The sequence below is a fragment of the uncultured Photobacterium sp. genome (assembly GCF_947502415.1).
Classification (GTDB): Bacteria; Pseudomonadota; Gammaproteobacteria; order Enterobacterales; family Vibrionaceae; genus Photobacterium.
Genome location: NZ_CANMZV010000011.1, coordinates 61516 through 75984, shown reverse-complemented (window position 1 = coordinate 75984; position 14469 = coordinate 61516). Strand labels below are relative to the sequence as shown.

General features: G+C 43.8%; 14 protein-coding genes. 5 read left to right on the top strand and 9 right to left on the bottom strand.

Translation table 11 applies throughout. The features are described from left to right. Positions 1-369: 369 nt before the first annotated feature. The 3 genes from Q0852_RS13140 to Q0852_RS13130 all read left to right on the top strand — a co-directional run bounded on the left by Q0852_RS13140 (position 370) and on the right by Q0852_RS13130 (position 3625). On the top strand, positions 370-2367 hold the full coding sequence (locus Q0852_RS13140; protein ID WP_299018623.1) for an SDR family oxidoreductase: 1998 nt from the start codon (positions 370-372) through the stop codon (positions 2365-2367). A gap of 10 nt (positions 2368-2377) precedes the next feature. Continuing rightward, entirely contained in the window at positions 2378-2887 is a 510-nt protein-coding gene (locus tag Q0852_RS13135) for a DUF2505 domain-containing protein (RefSeq protein ID WP_299018621.1), read from the top strand. A 105-nt stretch (positions 2888-2992) separates the two neighbouring features. Continuing rightward, on the top strand, positions 2993-3625 hold the full coding sequence (locus Q0852_RS13130; RefSeq protein WP_299018619.1) for a TetR/AcrR family transcriptional regulator: 633 nt from the start codon (positions 2993-2995) through the stop codon (positions 3623-3625). A gap of 64 nt (positions 3626-3689) precedes the next feature. Here Q0852_RS13130 and Q0852_RS13125 read toward each other — a convergent pair whose 3' ends face one another. Continuing rightward, entirely contained in the window at positions 3690-4064 is a 375-nt protein-coding gene (locus Q0852_RS13125) for an MmcQ/YjbR family DNA-binding protein (protein ID WP_299018618.1), read from the bottom strand. A gap of 307 nt (positions 4065-4371) precedes the next feature. On the opposite strand from Q0852_RS13125, the gene pbpG reads away from it, so the two are divergent. Then, positions 4372-5268 carry a D-alanyl-D-alanine endopeptidase gene (gene pbpG / locus Q0852_RS13120; protein WP_299018616.1) on the top strand — a complete coding sequence of 299 codons (897 nt, stop codon included), beginning with the start codon at positions 4372-4374 and terminating at the stop codon, positions 5266-5268. Between the two features lie 42 nt (positions 5269-5310). On the opposite strand, the gene Q0852_RS13115 is transcribed toward pbpG, so the two are convergent. From Q0852_RS13115 to Q0852_RS13095, 5 genes are all read right to left on the bottom strand, one after another. Beyond that, a complete protein-coding gene (locus Q0852_RS13115) occupies positions 5311-6198 on the bottom strand; it encodes an alpha/beta hydrolase (RefSeq protein WP_299018614.1) in 888 nt (295 codons plus the stop codon). A gap of 340 nt (positions 6199-6538) precedes the next feature. Then, positions 6539-6898 carry a phasin family protein gene (locus tag Q0852_RS13110; RefSeq protein WP_299018612.1) on the bottom strand — a complete coding sequence of 120 codons (360 nt, stop codon included), beginning with the start codon at positions 6896-6898 and terminating at the stop codon, positions 6539-6541. Between the two features lie 84 nt (positions 6899-6982). After that, entirely contained in the window at positions 6983-7591 is a 609-nt protein-coding gene (locus Q0852_RS13105) for a phasin family protein (protein ID WP_299018610.1), read from the bottom strand. A 212-nt stretch (positions 7592-7803) separates the two neighbouring features. Beyond that, positions 7804-8085, bottom strand: a complete 282-nt coding sequence (locus tag Q0852_RS13100; RefSeq protein ID WP_299018608.1) for a polyhydroxyalkanoic acid system family protein — start codon at positions 8083-8085, stop codon at positions 7804-7806. Positions 8086-8193: 108 nt separating this feature from the next. Beyond that, positions 8194-8715 (bottom strand): lecithin retinol acyltransferase family protein, encoded by a 522-nt coding sequence (locus Q0852_RS13095; RefSeq protein WP_299018606.1) that lies wholly within the window; start codon positions 8713-8715, stop codon positions 8194-8196. A gap of 287 nt (positions 8716-9002) precedes the next feature. Between Q0852_RS13095 and Q0852_RS13090 the strand changes: the two genes are divergently transcribed. Continuing rightward, positions 9003-10205 (top strand): transglycosylase SLT domain-containing protein, encoded by a 1203-nt coding sequence (locus Q0852_RS13090; RefSeq protein WP_299018604.1) that lies wholly within the window; start codon positions 9003-9005, stop codon positions 10203-10205. A 15-nt stretch (positions 10206-10220) separates the two neighbouring features. Here the strand turns inward: Q0852_RS13090 and Q0852_RS13085 are convergent, their stop codons facing one another. From Q0852_RS13085 to Q0852_RS13075, 3 genes are all read right to left on the bottom strand, one after another. Further along, on the bottom strand, positions 10221-10517 hold the full coding sequence (locus Q0852_RS13085) for a hypothetical protein (protein ID WP_299018602.1): 297 nt from the start codon (positions 10515-10517) through the stop codon (positions 10221-10223). Positions 10518-10920: 403 nt separating this feature from the next. Beyond that, positions 10921-12957, bottom strand: a complete 2037-nt coding sequence (locus tag Q0852_RS13080; protein ID WP_299018600.1) for a cache domain-containing protein — start codon at positions 12955-12957, stop codon at positions 10921-10923. Between the two features lie 13 nt (positions 12958-12970). Then, positions 12971-14458 carry a sigma-54 dependent transcriptional regulator gene (locus Q0852_RS13075; RefSeq protein ID WP_299018598.1) on the bottom strand — a complete coding sequence of 496 codons (1488 nt, stop codon included), beginning with the start codon at positions 14456-14458 and terminating at the stop codon, positions 12971-12973. Positions 14459-14469 lie beyond the last annotated feature (11 nt).

Genomic DNA, 14469 nt, shown 5'->3' with positions numbered 1-14469 from the left:
CTTGTTCAATTTAAGTTGAAAGTTTGTTCATCAAGCAATTACTTACACCATTAAGTCACGTTTAAAAAACACCTTTTCTCGAAGCATCTCTTTTCCTCAAAAAAGCATAAGTCCTACATATAATTAGTGCTTCAATACTTCGCTACGCATATGTCTATAAAATCATCAATTACAAACAAGATAAGTCAAAATGTGAGCAAATACTCCAATCCTTGCAATTCCCTTACAGAATATTGATCTAACCCAGATTTTTAAGTGATTTACTTTGTGATTTTGTGCCACTAGGTGCACACTTATTGGCGGTCATCCGACCAGTATAACTATATTACTCTGTCTTCAAATACATTATAAATCGCGTAAGGAGTGGTCATGAATTCTTTCATTACCGGCGCAACTGGTTTTATCGGTTCTAATTTTATTAAACGTCTGGCTAAACGACCTGGGGATATCTACGTACTTTCGTTCAGTGAAGCGGACGATCAGAGACTTCAGGATCTTATTGAAAAAAATCAATTACCTCGTAACAAATTTCACACTTTCCGTGGCTCAATCACGGAACCGAACCTTAGCCTGTCCGCTGATGACATCAAGTCATTAACAGGCAAAATCACCAACTTCTTCCATTTCGCCGCTATCTACGATCTAGAAGCCGACGAAGAAGCGATGATGCGTGCAAACATTGATGGCACAGAAAACACATTAAGAGTGGCTGAGCGCATCAATGCTGGTTGCTTCCACTACATCAGCTCTATTGCAGTAGCTGGCCAATTCCGCGGCTGGTTCCGTGAAGATATGCTTAACGAAGCAACTGGCCTTGATAATGCCTACTTTGCAACCAAGCACAATGCCGAGAAACTGGTTCAGGAAACGGCTACGATCCCATGGCGCGCTTACCGTCCGGGTATCGTAATCGGCCATTCCGAAACAGGTGAAGCAGACCGTATTGACGGGCCTTACTATTTCTTCAAGATTATTCAGCGACTACGCCAGTCCCTTCCTGAGTGGATGCCTCTACTTGGCCTTGAAGGCGGCCGTCTGAATCTGGTGCCGGTCGATTACGTTGCTGATACCGTTGACCACATTGCTCATAAAGAAGATCTGGATAACCAATGTTTCCACGTCGTTGACCCCGACCCTTATCGTGCCGGCGAAGTCATCAATATGTTCGCTGAAGCCGGTCACGCACCAAGAATGGCAATGCGCCTGGATATGCGCCTGTTCCGCATGGTGCCAAACAACTTCTGGCAGCAACTCGGACACCTTCCTGTTTTACGTAACTTCATTGATGCGATCAGCCAGGAAATGCAGGTTCCTAAAGACGCAGTGAAAATGTTTAACTATCCGACCCAGTTCGATTGTACGAATACTCTCAACGCACTGGCAGACAGTAGCATCCATTGCCCTCGCCTGCCTGATTATGTCAATAACATCTGGGATTACTGGGAACGCAACCTGGATCCATCACTACATGTCGACCGCACTCTAAAAGGTTGCGTCAACAACAAAGTGATCGTTCTGACTGGTGCCTCTTCAGGTATTGGCTATACCACAGCACTTAGATTGGCAGAAACCAATGCGACTCTGGTACTGATTGCTCGTGACCTGGAACGTCTGCAACAAGCCCGAAACGAAGTTGAACGCCGTGGTGGCCGTGCATTTATTTATCAGTGTGATCTCAGCAATGATGAAGCTACACAAGCGGTACTGGATGAAGTTAAACAGCATCACGGCAAAGTTGATATCCTGATCAACAACGCCGGTCGTTCAATTCGCCGCTCAGTAATGCATTCTGTCGAACGTTTACATGACTACGAGCGTACTATGCAGCTGAACTATTTCGGTTCACTTCGCATGATCCTTGGCCTTCTGCCGGACATGGTGGAAGAACAGTCAGGTCATATCATCAATATCTCATCAATTGCTGTATTGACCAACCAGCCTCGCTTCTCTGCCTATGCGGCATCGAAGTCTGCCCTTGACTCATTCACTCGTACCGCTGGTACCGAACTAAGCAGTCAGGGTATCAACTTCACGACCATCAATATGCCTTTAGTCGAAACACCTATGATTTCTGATCACTACCGCAAGGCTGAAGGTGGCATTCCGCTACTGACTTCTGACGAGGCGACGGACCTGATAGTCAAAGCTATCATCGAAAAACCTAAACGTATCGCCAACCGTCTAGGCCTGTTTGCAGCTCTTATTCACGGTGCTTATCCGAAACTGGGTGAGCTGGTTATGAACGCTGGCTTCAGCATGTCACCAGATACACCTGAGGCCGTCGACAAGGACCACAAAGCCGCACCAAAAGAAAAGAGTGCCGAAGCTAAGGCGCTTTCAAGCATCATCCGCGAAATACATATGTAAAGGAAACACTATGCAAATTACTGCAATCCATGACTATAAGGAAAAACTGGATATCATCCTGCGCTTCTTCAGTGAAGATGATCTAATCGTCGAAAAATACCAGAAGCTAGGTGCCAGAAATGTCCGAGTCAACAATATCAATGAAACGGATGATGGCTTTATTGTCGAGACGCAACGTGAAGTTCCGGCTAACGTACCAGCGATGCTAAAAAGCTTGCTGGGCAGCTATAACACCATCAAGCAGAAAGAAACCTGGCACTGGCAGGAAAATGAACAGCTGCTTTGTCACATGAAAGTGGAGATTATTGGTGTTCCTGCGACGATATCTGGACAGATGATGTTTAGCGAACCGGCTGAGAGCGGCATCCAGACTCAAAACAATGTGTCTGTAACTGTTAAATCATCGGTTCCTTTGATTGGCAGCACGCTTGTATCTTTCATCTGCGACGATATTAAAAATCAAATGCAGGCAGAATACGATTTCCTTCGTGAAAAACTGCCACAGCTTAATGCAGAGTAATAGATAAGGCACGACAACGGGAAAAGTAGCTGTTCGCCAATATACCTTCACCAAGCCGGTGACGGTGGTAGAACAGCTACCTTTCAGGAAAACAAGGAAGAAACAATGAAAACCCGCGATAGGATTTTATTAGTTAGCCTTGACCTGTTTAACCGCGACGGAATCGCACAGGTCAGTACCTTGATAATAGCAACAGAAATGGGGATCAGCCCGGGTAACCTCTATTACCACTTCAGAGGTAAAGATGAAATCATTGCAACGCTGGTGACAGAACTTCAAAACTCCCTCACCACAATCAGTAATGAATACCCGAAACAAGTCAAAGATTTTGATGACTACTGGCCATTTATGCATACCATTATGGCGCTGTTTACCCATTATCGTTTCTTGTTCAGGAATCTAGATACACTCAACAGCCAGAGTCCGCAAATCAAGCGTAAGATCCGCACATTAATTCTAAAACTACGGACCTTAAGCAATGATATGCTTTCGCACCTGATCAGCCTTGGCAAACTCAAGTGTGACAACAACAGCCTGCCTTTGCTCGCTGATAACTTATTGCTGGTAAGTTTGAACTGGTTGAACTACCAAACACTGCTGGATGATAAATACAGTGAAACAGACCTGATCCGTGCTGGTGTTCTACGTTTGATTTCAATGGTTGAGCCATACTTGACCGATTCAGCGGATTCACCGTTCTACACCCATCAGGATCTGCTGGATGAGCTTGTAAGCTAGCCCCTATTCTTATCAGATGAATTAAGCAAAACCGCCATACTTTAACGCCATGCAATGCATGGCGTTATTCTTTATAAGTGGTTAGTTTACCAGCCAACTCTTCTCGGTCAGCTTTTCTCAACTTGCTGACCACCAGCTGATAAGATTTATCGACGAGATCAAGCGCCATGGCTTCGCCGACATCGCTACGCAGTGACACAGTGATCCAATGACGTTTGTTCATGTAATAGCCAGGGGTAATACCGTCAAACTGGCTGACTAAAAGCTCGCCGTCTGCAGGTTGGCATTTCAACGTTACTCGCGGCATTCCCTGATGCTCTCCCAGCAAGGCAAACATTTTTCCCATCACCTTAAAGACTAACACCTCCGGACCAAACGGATAACTCGCCTCAGCACCTTTAAACCGGCTCAAGTAATCTTCTAAACGCTGCTGTTCCATATTTCTTCCCTTGATGAACGCCTTTAATTCAAGAGGTTATCAGACATCAGTAAAGCACACCATTCATACAGCCAAGTCCGGCTTACTGGTCACAGTATGCCGCTATATTTTGTGATGATTTGTATTCTCAAAGTTCAGACATTCCAGGCAACCGATCCGACTAACCTCAATATTTAGAAAGCAATATACTCAACTGCTCTCTTGAGAAGACAATTTTGACAAAAACATAACTTGCACCAATCGCAAAGAAAGGGAACCATTAGCCACTCTATAGATAATGTTCGTAATAAAATGCCAAGGAGTCGTTGTGGGCAGAACTTTAATTCTATTCTTCAGTGCGATATGCATCTACACTTCAACAATAGCATCGGCCAAAGCAGCCAAACTTGATCCGAAAAAGATAGAAACGGCTTCTGTCAGCACTTACGTTACGGATCTCAAGTCCGGCAAAACGCTTTATAAGAAAAATGCCGATATAGTGATGCCTATCGCTTCAATCACCAAGCTAATGACTGCCATGGTTGTGCTGGACGCAAAACAACCACTGACAGAAAAAATCACTTTCGACCAAACTGACAAGGAACGTATCTACAACGGTTATTCCAGGATCAGGATGGAATCACAGCTCAGCCGCAGTGAAACCATCAGAATTGCACTGATGTCTTCTGAGAACCTGGCATCAGCCGCCCTTGCGAAAAGCTACCCTGGGGGCTACGACGCTTTTATCAAAGCCATGAACAAAAAAGCCAAATCATTAGGTATGAAACATACCCGTTTCGTCGATAGCTCAGGACTCAGCCCTGAAAACGTCTCAACCGCTGCCGATCTCGCCAAAATGGTAAAAGCTGCGCACAAATACCTTCAGATCCGTAAATACAGTACGACATCTGTACATACCGCCTATTTCAAAAAACCCAGATATAAGCTTGCCTACACCAATACCAATGCACTGGCCCGTGGGAAGAAGTGGAAACTTGATTTAAGTAAGACTGGATACCTGGACGTTGCCGGGCGCTGTCTGGCGATGATAGCCAATGTCGACGGCAAAAAGCTTGTCATGGTGATGCTCGATGCCTACGGCAAAATGACGCCCATTGGCGATGCCGGCCGAATCAAAAAATGGATCCAGACTGGAAACAGCGGAAAAATCTCAGATTCAGCGCATCACTACCAAAGAACAAAACTGTCGGAGCTGGCCAAGTAGCAATTTAACGCCTCAAACAAACCAATACCTGCATCATACGCATTAGCTGGCTTCTTTATGCTCAGATTTTGCTTCTTTGTATTTTTCCTGAATGAAGCTGGCCATTAGCTTTATCGCATCCCTGGCTTCACTCAGTTGATAAAACAACGGGTACACATGCGGTACCCCTTTTATCACATTCAGCGTCACATCCCCCCCCACCTCACCGATTTTTTCAGCCAGGCGAACAGAATCATCCATTAACAGTTCTTCAGTACCAGCAGTAATAAAAATAGGTGGTAAGTCATGATGCTGGGCGTAATAAGGCGATATATCAGGATCGCATGGATTTTGTGCACCGATATAATTATTTCGCATGAGCAACAACGTACTCAAATCGAAAAAAGGATCATCTTTACATTTTTTAAAGGCAGACTCCCCTGTAACAGCCATATCGGTGACCGGAGAAATCAAAATCGCAGCAGCCGGCATAGGTAAATTTAAATCACGCAGACGAAGTAAAGTCGTTAAAGTCAAATTACCGCCTGCAGAGTCCCCTGCAAGGATAATTTGGCTGGGAAGGTAGCCATGCATCAGTAAGGCGCGATAAACCGCAAAACACTCATCTGGAGCCTTTGGGTAAGGATGTTCTGGCGCAAGACTGTAATTAACCATCAAACCACGGGATTTGGTTGCATTGGCCAGGCGAGCAAGAAAAGCGTTATGAATTCTTGGACTGCTGAAGCAAAAACCACCGCCATGAAAGTAGAGAATGATTTTATTCCCACTGCTGTGAGGCATATCAATCCAGTCACAAGGCGTGTTTGCAAACTTAGTCGGGGTTATTTCCATTCCCTTTGGGGCACTAATTAAGGCGCCATAGCTATCAATACTCAGAATCAAATCACGCATTTCGTCAGTACTATTACAACTGGCTAGTCTCTGCCGCATGATTCGAAACAAAACCTTGTTAAAAGCTCTATTTCGCCAACTATCCATAAATGCCACCTTTATTACAATTCAGTAACAAATGTAGGATTAAAAAACCCCTTTGGTCAATATCTGGTGGTAAAACATCGAGAAATTTACATAATCACCAAACCAGACAAGGTAGATTTTTGTACAGATATGTATAATTTTGGCGACCATTCTAACGAAAAAAGGTGCGCGTGCATGGCCCACGCGCAACCTAAAAGGTTAACCACCTACAGACTGGGAAAGGCAGTTAGACCTAAAGCAGGGCTGCTTTATCGTCTGGCTGGCTTATTGGATAGCAACCCTGAATTGGCAGTTACTCTGCTTCTGCCAACTTCTCTACCGCAGTTGTGAGCTTGTCGATTTTCTCGTCCATACGCTCAAGCTTCTCACGGTCTACTCCGCTGAGGCGGTAGAATAAATCATTCATACCTGCTTCAACTTCGTCTGTTGCTTTCTCTGCATTTTTACCAATGCATTCTTTTGCTTGGATTTCCACTTCTTTACCACGCTCAACTAACTCATCGAACATGTGATTAGTTTTTTCATTAATTTGCTGCGCTTCTTCTAGGCTACGGCTGTATAGACCCAGACCTGCTAGCCAGATGTTGCGTGCAACGCCTTCACCACTTTCAACGACATTTTTTGCCGCTTTAACTACTGTGTTTTCGCTCATAATTTTATCCCCCTGCGTCATAACGCTGGATTACAGAAAATCTATTTTGATACCGGGAGCTACTGTACTCCCGACACCTTGCCGTTAAACCGTTTCCGGCTTAGTTCCATCAGTAGCTTTTGTTTCAGCTACTGGCTTTTTTTCTTCAGCTTTCTCCGCAACAGGCTTAGCTGCTACGGTTTGGGGCTTTCCCGCTTCAGGGGCAGCCTTAGCTTCAGGTTCTTTCTTTTCAACAGGTGTGGCTGCCTTTACAGGCTTACGACGCGCAACACTTGCTTTACGGTTACGAGTAACTGCAGGCTTTTCAGCTTTTTTTTCAACAGGTTTTTCATCCTGCTGACGCTCGATCAAGGCTTCGATGCTTGCGGTTAAGTGATCAATTTTGTCGTCCACACGATCCAGACGATCATTGTCGATACCAATCAACTTCTGAACCACATTGTGTACACGTTCTTCGATAGCAACTGATGTGTGGCTACGAGCTGTGTGTACACGCTCTTTGGTTTTTGACTCAACCGCGCGACCGCGCTCGATTAACTCGTCAAATAAGCTTTTGCCTTTATCAGACAATTGATTAACTTCATCTGCACTTTTTGCATAAGCGCCCAAACCAGCTAACCAGATGTTGTAGACCATAGCGTCACGAATCTGCTCTTTTTTAGATTCTTCCGCAGTCTGTTTAAAGATGCCCATGAGTGTGCCCTCCTAATCTCTGTGACAACTTGTCAGCCAGTGGGTATTGCCTGACTGCTTGGTTTAAAGAATACGAATTTCAATTAGAATGGTCTTACTAAAACAACAATTTATCGTGGACGGGATCAAATTTTTGTCAAATAGCCTTCAGGAAGATAACCAGATATAAAAAGGGCCTCTTAAGAGGCCCTTTCTTATTCCAAACTGGTTAATTAATGGGGTAGCAATAGCTGGTCGAGACGTTCTGATATATGGGTTTCAATACTGGCTGAAAACAAACTGGCCGCAAAGCCCAACAACCTCAGTTCAATAGTTATTTTACCCTCTTCTGAGTGCAAACAACCCTTTGCCGAAGTGTGATTGATCATCAGTCTGTTTTCCTGCCAAGCCCAGGTTAGTCCATACTCCTGTTCAAGCTCTCCAGCGATCTGTTCTGATAATACAGCGATCTTATCCATCGGAAAGTCATGATTTCGTTCAATTAAAATAGTCACAGAAAAACTCGCTCGAATTAGTGTATTTAATCAACTACTTCTTATTAACATACCCGCGAGAAATATTTTTTTCTGTGGCGAAGATCCAATAGTTTACAATTCAGATACTCATAACACGTTAAATTTCCTCAATAAATGAGAAATAAACATGGTACTTTTTACCACCACTTGTGCCCCTGTTGCCGCTCTTCCATAAGGAGAACGCTCCGATGGGGAAAAGAATGCACCAAGCAACATACCCATACCGGCAATCTTCACTATTGGCGTATCCGCTTTTAAAACGATATAGCCACCAGCCAGTGTCACCAAACATTGCTGGAACTGAGTACACTCAATATCGAGGCCATGAGCCTCCCGAACAAACTGCTCGCAATTCTGGTTAAACAAGTTATAAGGCCGCCCTATATGTTGGGTGGCATAGTGAAATGCGCGCTCAGGTTTGTCACTGGTAATATTACTAACAACTATATCTCTTCCTTCCGTGAAATCTTTTAATGAATCTATTTGAACTCGTAATCTTTTCTTAGAGTTATGTATAACTCCACCCTCACCATCCGATATCCCATAGTGCCAGTAAGTACTACAACGAATTTTTAAAACGGTCCCCATTGGGTAATAGGACTTCGACATCTTGCCTGCTCCCACTTGTACTTGACTCTCTTACGGCCTATCTAGCTGCTTTAGTATTCCGTCCGATAAAAAACAACTTTAAGTTTAATACAAGCGATAAAGAGTCCGCTTAATCCACAATGGTTATCGCGTCTCATTCTTTGGAACGCAACAGCAAACTACTGTAACTAATACAACATGTTATTTTTATGCTGCTATAAATATAAGATGCTATGTTTAGTATTAAGAGCAAAAATTTAATAGCAAGGTTTACAACAATAACAATTATTTATCCTTGAGTGGTTATTATGAAGTTGCCATTAATCTTTCTTACTCCATTTTTAATTTCTGGTTGCCAGGGGATGAACCAAGTCATTCAACCTCCTACCGTTGAATCGGAGTTGTTGATTAGCATCAATAACTTTCCTGATAACATCATAAATCAATGTTCGATTAACACTAAAATGCAAGAAGGTAGCTACATTGCAACAGGTGTACCTTACGAGACAACTGAAATTGAAACCCTCACACCGAAACAAAATAATGAACCAGACCTTTGGGATATCCTAGGACATTCTTTTACATTCAAAGTCCCCAATAACAAGCACGTTCGGTACTACAAAAACTGGTACCTGAACAATCAATATCATCTCGATACTGTCACTGAGCGTGCCAAACCCTTCTTGTTCTATATTTATGAGCAAGTCAAAGATCGCAACATGCCTACTGAAATAGCACTACTGCCCTTTGTCGAAAGCTCTTTTGATCAATTTGCCTATTCACACCGCGGTGCTGCAGGCTTATGGCAAATTACAAAACCGACAGGAAAAACGTTTGGACTAGATTATTTGGCTGGGTATGACGGGCGCCGAGATATCATCACGTCAACCAATGCAGCTCTTGACCTACTTGAGTATCTTTTCGACAGGTTTGATGGCAATTGGCTACACGCTATCGCAGCTTACAATACTGGTGAAGCGCGAGTCAGAAACGCTATAAAACAAAATAAAGCAAATGGAAGACCGACTCATTTTTGGGCATTGCAGCTTCCCAAAGAAACTCGGTTATATGTCCCAAAACTCTTGGCTATAGTCAACCTCATTAAACATCAAGACCGACACACTCTTAAGCTAGTAACAATACAGCCAGAACCTGTAGTCACTGAAGTGGTCATAAATGAAAGAGTGAAATTAAACCTTATTGCGCAGCATGCCGGCATCAATCATGACAAATTACTTGCATTAAACCCCGGATATACCAATGGCTACACCTTTGCTAACAGAGATAATAAAATACTGCTACCTAATAACACCAAAGAGACTTTCTTTAAAAACAAAGAAAGTAATGAATATATAAAACAAAAATTCACTATCCATCATATCAAGGCCGGTGAATCTCTCAGTGAGCTCGCGCAACTGAATAATACATCCGTATCTATGATAAAAAGCATTAATGACCTCTCAAATTCGGTCATTTTCGCCGGACAGGAGCTAATTATTCCGCGACATTAAAAGTCAATTTAATGGCTAAATATCAACAAAATGATTACTACTCAGATGAATCACAAACATGCTCTGTATCGTATCTTCTATTTTCGTCAATAACTGCAGATCTGCTTCATTATGGGAAAGAGATAACCCAACGATTACACCCGCAAGTAAACAAGCTGGGGCAATCAAGCTACGGATGATAATTAAAGTACAAACAGACATTACTGATATCAATGTAGCTAAATAGATATTTCCCGGAACATCACTATAAAAAGCGATATACAGCGATATAAACTGAAGAAGCACGCCGATAGACAGAGCTGCCAATTTCATAACCACCACCACACTTATGTATTTACATAATTATAGGCACAACAAAAAGCCAAATGAGATTTTTCTCTTATTTATTAAGCATTTTACTCATCTTTCAACGCGGAATTCACTAACTGAACAATACCGAGAAGAGTGAACTATACTTAGGAATACAAGAAAAACAGCGTAATTGGGTCACAAAAGGATCTTGTATGCAACACTATGAGATGATATTCCCTGATCGCATGGGGATTATTCGGCGTACCACACTTTTTTCTATGATTTTTATGTTTATCGGTTTGTTGTTCATGGGCTAGTAATACACAACAAAAATATCGTCGTAATTTTTATTGTAAACACCAAATATAATAAAGGCATGAACTCATCATGCCTTTATTATTTATAACCTTATTTTCAAATATCGTTAAACTTCAACTGCCAATAATAGTTTGTCGCTTATTGAGGCTTTTTCCGGTAAATATACAGAAAATGTCGATCCCTTACCCGGTGCCGACTGTACGCAAATTTCGCCACCGATTTGACTAATAATTCCCTGGCTAACTGACAGCCCTAGACCTGTACCACTTCGACGGGTGGTAAAGAACGGATTGAAAATTCGCTCCATGTTTTCCTCACTGATCCCGCAACCATGATCTTTAACAGACACAACAGCACCAATAGCCTCACCCTGTTCATCTAACCAGTCTTCGGTACTCACTTCCAACACCCCGATATCGCCCATGGCATGTACACCGTTCATCTGCAAGTTCACTAACACTTGCAATAACTGATGTCGGTTTACTTCCACACAACATTTCGCCTCTAGGGTAACTTTAATCTCTATCGCCTGCTTTTTAGTACCAGATCGCACCAAAGTAAGACTTTCTTCCACTATCGGATTCAAATGTTGCCAGGTAACCTCATCCTGTACTCCTCCCTGGCGACTATACTGCAGCAAGCTACGGGTAATATTTCGAATTCGATCAATTTGCTGGTGAATCGCCGCCAACTCTTCATTTACCCGCTCCGTTTCATCACCCAGCTCAAACTGCATTAGCTCTACATTACCCAGTATAACTGCAGTCGGATTATTGATTTCATGGGCAATACCAGCCGTCAGCTCACCAAGTGCAGCCAACTTTTCACTGGTTACTAATTTGCTGCGAGCCTGATTCAGTAACTTAATATGCTGTTCAAGCTCCTCTGTTTTTTCTCGCAAACTCTGGGTTCGCTCTTTCACCTTATCTTCTAGCTCAATTGAAGCTTGCTTGATCACTTCATTTCGCTGATGGAGCTGGTTGAGCATACTATCAAATTGCTTACCGAGAATTTCAAGCTCGTGGTCTTCAGTCAAATCCAACGAACCAATTCGGCAGTCCTGCCCCATCTGGACGGCTTTCACCACCTGATGAATTTTCTCTACCGGCAAGAAAAGATCGCGGGCACCGCGATAAACAACCACACCGGAAGCCAACAGAACCAAAAGAATACCAACTCCAAGCTCAACGATATTAGTCAGGTAAATACGGATCAATGGCCATTCCAGGTACCCGGTATAAAGCATCCCTATAATATCGCCATTATGATCCTTAAGAGGCTCATAGGCAGAGACATACCAGGCATCGTAAACGAAAGCCCGATCGACCCAGGTTTCTCCTTGCTCTAAAACTGCCAACCGAACCTCATCAGAAACCCGGGTACCGATCGCGCGACCATTAAGACGTTCACTATCCAGTGGAACGTTGGTACTAACACGAACATCCCCCATAAATAATGTCACAGTACCAATACTACCTTCAGGCAAAGTATCGGCGGCATAGACCAGATCACGAATACGATCCACCAAGCTAGTACTGTTATTCAGTAGCATACCGCCATCGATAATCCACTGCAGATTATTTTCATTATTGAAAATTGGAATTATGCTTCGGCTTACCAGCCCTGTGGACTCAATTTCCCCTTCCTGAAGTAACGGGAGCTGGGCTCGAGCTGGCAAATCTGCATGTAAATCTTCCAATCCCTGTACATTAAGTCGCTGAAAGAATGTCTGCTCCTCACCACGCATCAGAAAATGGCGGTTAGCCTTGGAGAACTCACCCAAAGCCGAAGCTGGACGCAAGACGACGAAATCAAGGTTGTATCGCCGAGCCTGATTATGAACCCAATCACTAAGTGCAGCTTCATCATTTTTCATCAGGTACTGAAAATCATATGATTCCGTCAACGACGTCAGCCGCATGCGCTGCTGCTTCTGCAACAATTCCATACTATGGTGGGCTACAGAAAGATCTGCCCGTACATTCTTTAAAGCATTTTGCCAGGTGTACATGACAGTCCAGTACATCGTCAGCGCAATCAAAACCAACAGAGTGATAAAGATAGGAGTCGAGGTCAAAAGCAGTAACCGATAGCGCACCATGGTGCGAAACCGCCTGATCCACATCGCCAAAAATTGTTTCATTGTATGCGTTATCCTAATCAGACGTTTCGTCAGTCCATTCTTTAAATTTGCGCTCTAATGTCTTACGAGCTACCCCCAAATGGCGAGCTGCAGCTGACTTATTGCCTTCATGTGTATCAACCACCTGCATGATATGCGCTTTCTCCACTTCTTTAAGTGTCCAGTCACTTGGGTAGCAAAATGTCTCGTTACCAGTTGAATCTTCGCAAGTGCACGGCCGTTTATCATCAGAATCTGATACTTGCGCGCTATTGTTAACAGTGGACTCGTCACTAAGCACCACCTCAGCTTCTGGCTCAAATGTTGACTTAACCGGCATCTCGCCAGCAAGCTCTCGCCAATAATCTGCTGGCGGTTTACCTAGCAATAAACAGCGCTCCATCATATTTTTTAACTCACGGATGTTACCCGGCCAATCATAAGCCTGCATGGACTGTATATCTTCGTGAGTCCAGTTAACCGCCTTACTCCCAAGATCCTTGGCAAGCTGCTGAGTAAAGTGATGGGCAAGAGCGGGAATATCTTCCAGCCTGTCACGTAAGGACGGCAATTCAATTGTCAGGACATTCAAACGATAATACAAATCACGTCGGAACCGCCCTTCTTCTACTTCCTGCTTTAAGTTTCGGTTCGTTGCCGCCACAATCCGCACATCAACAGGCACTTCACGCTCGGCACCTACCGGACGAATCGCCTTCTGCTCAAGAGCACGTAATAGCGAAGACTGCATTGATAACGGCATCTCACCGATTTCATCAAGGAATAGAGTTCCGTTATTAGCAACCCGAAACAGGCCTTCACGTCCTTTCTTGGCACCGGTAAAAGCACCGGAAACGTGACCGAACAACTCACTCTCCAGAAGATCTGGTGCAATTGCACCACAATTAAGAGGAACAAACGGCCCGCTTCTTTTACTCAGCTGATGAAGCGCCCGGGCTACCAACTCCTTACCAGTACCAGACTCCCCCTCAACCAACACCGCCGCCAGCGAAGGTGCAACCTGAGCAATCATTTTCTTCATCATGACAGTACGCGGTGCATCACCAATAATATCGACCGGATAAGTGCGCTCAACATCCCGCTGCAAAGCAAAATTCTGACGTTCGACAAGGCGCCTTTCAACACAGCGGTTAACCGACTGCATCATTTGCTCAAGATTAAATGGTTTCAGGATAAAATCAGAGGCTCCAGCTCGCAGCGCTTTAATCGCCGTATCCAGATCCGCGTAACCTGTCATGAAAATCACATCACTTCGTCGGGTAGTCGGATCAAACGCTTCATGCCATTCAATACCCGAACGGCCAGGCAGATTAATATCGACGATAAGCAGATCAAAATGACAACGCTTGCGAAGCTCTTCGGCCTCTTCCACACTACCCGCAGTATCTACTTGGGCAAATTTTTTACTGAGTGCTTTATTTAAGATTGCTCGCATGCCCGGTTCATCATCAACAACAAGAACCGACATGGCAGACCAAGAAGAGGCTGCGACTTCAGACATAACAATATTTT

What these genes read in the sequence shown, in the direction of transcription:
- Q0852_RS13140 (WP_299018623.1), top strand. Translation starts at nt 370, where the DNA reads ATGAATTCTTTCATTACCGGCGCAACTGGTTTTATCGGTTCTAATTTT.
- Q0852_RS13135 (WP_299018621.1), top strand. Translation starts at nt 2,378, where the DNA reads ATGCAAATTACTGCAATCCATGACTATAAGGAAAAACTGGATATCATC.
- Q0852_RS13130 (WP_299018619.1), top strand. Translation starts at nt 2,993, where the DNA reads ATGAAAACCCGCGATAGGATTTTATTAGTTAGCCTTGACCTGTTTAAC.
- Q0852_RS13125 (WP_299018618.1), bottom strand. Translation starts at nt 4,064, where the DNA reads ATGGAACAGCAGCGTTTAGAAGATTACTTGAGCCGGTTTAAAGGTGCT.
- Q0852_RS13115 (WP_299018614.1), bottom strand. Translation starts at nt 6,198, where the DNA reads ATGCGGCAGAGACTAGCCAGTTGTAATAGTACTGACGAAATGCGTGAT.
- Q0852_RS13110 (WP_299018612.1), bottom strand. Translation starts at nt 6,898, where the DNA reads ATGAGCGAAAACACAGTAGTTAAAGCGGCAAAAAATGTCGTTGAAAGT.
- Q0852_RS13105 (WP_299018610.1), bottom strand. Translation starts at nt 7,591, where the DNA reads ATGGGCATCTTTAAACAGACTGCGGAAGAATCTAAAAAAGAGCAGATT.
- Q0852_RS13095 (WP_299018606.1), bottom strand. Translation starts at nt 8,715, where the DNA reads ATGTCGAAGTCCTATTACCCAATGGGGACCGTTTTAAAAATTCGTTGT.
- Q0852_RS13090 (WP_299018604.1), top strand. Translation starts at nt 9,003, where the DNA reads ATGAAGTTGCCATTAATCTTTCTTACTCCATTTTTAATTTCTGGTTGC.
- Q0852_RS13085 (WP_299018602.1), bottom strand. Translation starts at nt 10,517, where the DNA reads ATGAAATTGGCAGCTCTGTCTATCGGCGTGCTTCTTCAGTTTATATCG.
- Q0852_RS13080 (WP_299018600.1), bottom strand. Translation starts at nt 12,957, where the DNA reads ATGAAACAATTTTTGGCGATGTGGATCAGGCGGTTTCGCACCATGGTG.
- Q0852_RS13075 (WP_299018598.1), bottom strand. Translation starts at nt 14,458, where the DNA reads ATGTCTGAAGTCGCAGCCTCTTCTTGGTCTGCCATGTCGGTTCTTGTT.